Below are 4873 nucleotides of genomic sequence, written 5' to 3' on the forward strand. Positions count from 1 at the left end.
AACGTGGTCTTGCCCACGCCGAAGCCGCCCGCCACCACGATCTTCGCGGAGGTGGTGGAGCGGGAAGGACCGCCGCTAGAGCTTGCGAAGTCCACTGAGCACCCTTTCGAGCAGTGTCACGTCTGGCTGGCCGCCGGCGTTCTCGTCGCCGCCGGGCTGATGGATGGCGACCAGGCCCGCCTCCGCCAAGTCGGCGACGAGAATCCTGGCCACGCCGAGGGGGATCGTCAGCAGGGCCGAGATCTCGGCCACCGACTTGATCTCCCGGCACAGGTTGCAGATCCGCTGATGCTCGGGCAACTGGCCCTGCATCTGGTGCGGAGCTGCGGTGGTGTGCACCAGCGCCTCGATGGCGAGCTGGTAGCGCGGGCGGGTCCGGCCGCCGGTCATGGCGTACGGACGCACCAAGGGGTTGTTGGACGCCGAGGCCGGTGCCGGCTCGGGGCGGCGCTGCGGCTGGACCGGCTGGATGCGCGGCGCCGGAGGCTGGTCGTACGGCGACGGGCCCGGACCCTGCGGGGCGTACGGCTGCCGGTGGCTGGGAGCGGAGGGGAAGTTGTACGGGTTCGCCGAGCCGTCGCCCTGGCCCTGGACAGGGCCGTACGACCAGTTGCCCGAAGACGAACTGTCTGGGGGTGTTGCCACTTTCTCCTCCTCCGACTGTGCCGGGCACCCATCCCTGGGGAACCGCGTCCCGAAACCTTACGGCCCCGGGACGTGAATACGCACCGTCCGATTATCAGTTGAGAAGGCTTCCCTGGAGTTCCGCACGGAGATCCGGGGTAAGGACCGTGCCCGCGCGGTCCACCAGAAGGGCCATCTCGTACCCGATGAGGCCGATGTCCGCCTCCGGGTGGGCCAGGACCGCGAGCGAGGAACCATCGGAGATGGACATGATGAAGAGGAATCCCCGCTCCATCTCCACAACCGTCTGATTCACGCTGCCTCCCTCGAAGATCCGGGAGGCGCCTGCCGTCAGAGACGTCAGACCGGAGGCGACGGCCGCGAGCTGGTCGGCGCGGTCGCGGGGAAAGCCTTCGGACATCGCCAGAAGGAGTCCGTCGGCGGAGACCACCACCGTGTGGGACACCCCCGGGGTGTTGTCCACGAAGTTGGTGATCAACCAGTTCAGGTTCTGTGCCGCCTGGCTCATCGGGCTCACACTAACGCTCCTGGTTGTAGGTGCTGTCAGGACCGAAGCCCTGGCCGTTCGTTTCACTGCCTGCGCTGCGTCCGCGCTGGACGCCCCGGCGCAGGTTGCTCAGCCTGCCCCGGACGTCCTCCGGGGCGCGGGAGACCTGTGGGCCTCCCTGGGGGGTGGTTTCGGCGGAACCCTCGACCAGATTGGCCTTGGGCACCCGCCGAGGCAGGCCCGAGGCGGTGACCCCGCCTGCCTTGGGCTTCCGGAGCTGCGCGGCCTGCTGCCACCGCTCGTCGTTCGCCGAACGCCAGTCGCTCTGGCCGCCCGTCCCCGGAGCGTTCCCCGGTGCGGGAGCCGGCGCTTCCTGCTGCACGCGGGCCGTGCCGTTCGCGGAGCCGGCACCGTGGGAGCCGCTCGCGGGACCCCCGCGGCGGGGCAGCCCGGCGTCGGTCAGCGCGTGCGCGGCGGGAGATGCCGTTCCCGGACGGTCGAAGCCTACGCGGTTCCGCTCACTCGCGTCAGCGGCCTGCGAGGATTCCGTTTCCGGAGCGTACTGGGCCGGATAGCCGTTCTGGTAGCCGTCCTGCTGGGGCCAGTCGTCCTGGTAGGACGAGGTCGGGGCAGGCTCCGGATACGCGGACGCGGGCTCCGGGTAGCCACCGCCGGCGGAGAAGCCGTCGTGCTGCGGTGCCTCGCCGCTCGGCGCGTAGTACTGCCCGTCGTAGCGCTGCTCGTACTGCTGCTCGTACGACGCGTGCTGCGGCTGCTGCTCCTCGTACGTCTGCCGCGGCTGCTCCTCGTACGACGGAGCCTCGTACGCCTGCTGCTGTTCCTGGTACGCCTGGTGCTGCCCGGTGAACGGGTCCGTGTACCCGGCGGGGGCCTCGGCCGCCTCCTGCCGCGGTTCGGCGGGCTGCTGGCCGTGGTTCTGGGTCTCCAGGGCGGCGCGGCGCTCCTCGCGCATCAGCGAGCGGCCCACGGGGTCCAGGTCGCGGATGTCGTCGGGGACCTGCGGGTACTGGCTGTCGTCGAAGCCCAGTTCGGCGGCGGTGCGCAGCGGCGGCTGCTGCTGGCCGAAGTTCTCACCCTGGAACTGCTGCTCCGGGATGATCTGCGAGACGGTGAACTCCTCGCGGTCCAGCGGGGCTTCGCCGCCACCGCCGTGCGTGATCGCGTCCGGCAGCATGACCAGGGACGTCGTGCCGGCCTGCTCACCCGAGGGGCGCAGCTGGACCCGGATGCCGTGCCGGTCGGACAGCCGGCCGACCACGAACAGGCCCATGCGCTGCGAGATCGCGGCGTCCACGGTCGGCGGGTTGGCCAGCTTGTGGTTGATGTCCGCGAAGTCCTCGGCGGTCAGGCCGATGCCCTTGTCGTGGATCTCGATCATCACACGGCCGTCGGGCAGCCGGGTCGCCGTGACGCGGACCTTGGTCTGCGGGGAGGAGAACGTGGTGGCGTTCTCCAGCAGCTCGGCCAGCAGGTGCACGAGGTCGGTGACCGCGCGGCCGTGGATCTCGGCCTCCGGCACGCCCGACAGTTCGATGCGCTCGTACTGCTCCACCTCGGAGGAGGCGGCGCGCAGCACGTCGATGAGCGGCACGGGCTGGTCCCAGCGGCGGCCGGGCTCCTCGCCGGCGAGGACCAGGAGGTTCTCGCCGTTGCGGCGCATACGGGTGGCCAGATGGTCCAGCTTGAAGAGGTTCTCCAGCTGGTCCGGGTCGGCCTCGTTGTTCTCCAGGTCGGTGATCAGGGTGAGCTGGCCCTCGATCAGCGACTGGTTGCGGCGCGAGAGGTTGGTGAAGATCGCGTTGATGTTGCCCCGCAGCAGGGCCTGCTCGGAGGCGAGCCGGACCGCCTCGCGGTGGACCTGGTCGAAGGCGCGGGCGACCTCGCCGATCTCGTCCTTGGTGGTGATCGGGATCGGCGGGACCCGGGTGTCGACCCGGCCGGGGTCGGTGCGGGAGAGCTGGTCGACCAGCATCGGCAGCCGCTGCTCGGCGATGCCGAAGGCGGCGTTGCGCAGCTGGCGCATCGAGCGGCTCATCTGGCGGGCCACCAGGCCGGCGAGGAGGAACGCGGCCAGCAGGGCGACGACGACCACGGCACCGGTGATGAACGCCGAGGTCCTGGCGTCACCGGCGATGGACGAGGCCTCGTTCACCGCCTTGTCGGCCATGTCCGACTCGATCTGGCGGTAGGCCTTGTACTTCAGCGTGTTGAGCGCCCACCAGTTGTCGGCGGTGATGCCGCCCGCGGCCAGCTCGTCGCGGGTGGCGGTGCTGGTGTCCTTCATGGTGGCGACCGCGGTGACGATCCGGGTCGGGTCGGAGGGCGGGGCGACGTACTGCGGGTTGCTCGCCTTGGCCTTCTGGACCATGGCGGCGGCGTCCGTCTTGATCTTCTGTTCGGCGTCGCTCAGCTTCTGCGCGTCGGCCTCGGTGCCACCGCCGAGGTACTCCTCCCGGGCGATGCGCTCCAGGTAGGCGTACGAGGACAGGGAGACCCGCTGGGTCGCGAGGTTCGGGGCGTCCGGGCCGGGCTTGACCAGCAGGTGGGTGCCGATCGACCGCTCCAGCGACAGCGCCGCCTTGGTCAGCGAGATGGCGTAGACGGTACGGCCGTAGGAGGTGATGTTCCCGGTGCCCAGACCGAGTTCGTTGGCGAACTCCATCAGGGGGTGGCTGACCTCGACGTAGCCCTCTTCGGTCTGTACACCGGTCACCTTGGAGGTGAAGGCGATCTGCCGCAGCTGCGCCAGCTTGGGCTCGGCCTCGCGGAACAGCTTCAGCCGGCGTTGCAGACCCGACGTGGCGGGCATGCTCTTGGTCGCCTCGTCGAAGGCGTCGGCGGCCTGGTCCGTGGCCTTGCGGGCGTTGTCGACGACCGCCTTGCTGCCGGCGTCCTTCTTGTTCAGCAGCAGCGGTGCGGCGGTGACGTCGCGCTCGCTCTCCAGCGCGTCGGCGTAGGTGAGGGCGGCGCGCACGAGACGGGCGGTGTTCTCGGCGTCGCGGGCCTGCTGCCAGGTGTCGATCGAGCTCTTCACCTGGAAGCCGCCCATGACGAGGCCGACGGCCACGGGTATGAGCAGGATCGCGTTCAGCCGGGTAGGCACCCGCCAGTTGCGTGGGGAGAGACGACCGCCGCTGGGCGCGGGAGTGGCCGCCGGTTCCGCAGCGGGAACGGGGGTGGGCGCCGCAGCGCGCGGCGGCGGGGTGAAGTTGCCCCGCGCCGACGGCTCGGGACCGTTCTTGCTTCGCCTCACTCGACCAACAACCTCTCGGCGGTCGGCACCTACGTCGTGCCGCAGTCTCTCAGAGCCCGGTTCGCCATCGACCACCAGTGCGTACTCGGTACGTACTCAGTACGTCATTGACCATTGGGCAGTTCAGGCATTCCAGCACGTGGACCAGTGCACTTCCAAACAGTGGGAACCCGGTGATGAGGCGGTTGTAAGCGCCAGATAAAACGGTCATAAAGAGCGAGCCCCGCCAAAAGGCGGGGCGTTCGTGCGCACAGCGGCACCACACGACCGCGTCGCGTGGTGATGCCGGGGCGATTCCTCTGCCGAACTGTTATGAACACCGGAGCCGACCGTGTCAAAGGCCACAGTCGGCTCCGAACCCCGTACGGCAACTGCCGTACGGACCGTCGTACTTGAGTGCTACTTCAGCCGTGCCATCAGGGCGTGTTCCACCAGGGTGATCAGCGCGCTCTTGGCGTCCGCGCGGT

General features: G+C 69.6%; 3 protein-coding genes and 2 pseudogenes. All 5 read right to left on the reverse strand.

Features of this window, described 5'->3' with window-relative positions; genetic code table 11:
• Positions 1-95 (reverse strand): annotated as a pseudogene (locus tag IE273_RS42830) (ATP-binding protein); the annotation flags it as partial.
• On the reverse strand, positions 76-645 hold the full coding sequence (locus IE273_RS42835; protein ID WP_189820516.1) for a DUF742 domain-containing protein: 570 nt from the start codon (positions 643-645) through the stop codon (positions 76-78). The pseudogene IE273_RS42830 and the gene IE273_RS42835, both read right to left, overlap by 20 nt.
• Positions 646-739: 94 nt before the next feature.
• Entirely contained in the window at positions 740-1153 is a 414-nt protein-coding gene (locus tag IE273_RS42840) for a roadblock/LC7 domain-containing protein (protein WP_004983065.1), read from the reverse strand.
• Positions 1154-1163: 10 nt separating this feature from the next.
• On the reverse strand, positions 1164-4406 hold the full coding sequence (locus IE273_RS42845; protein WP_189820517.1) for a sensor histidine kinase: 3243 nt from the start codon (positions 4404-4406) through the stop codon (positions 1164-1166).
• 399 nt (positions 4407-4805) lie between these two features.
• Positions 4806-4873: pseudogene (locus IE273_RS42850) on the reverse strand (ATP-binding protein); the annotation flags it as partial.

Source organism: Streptomyces olivaceoviridis, assembly GCF_014650115.1.
Lineage (GTDB): Bacteria > Actinomycetota > Actinomycetes > Streptomycetales > Streptomycetaceae > Streptomyces > Streptomyces olivaceoviridis.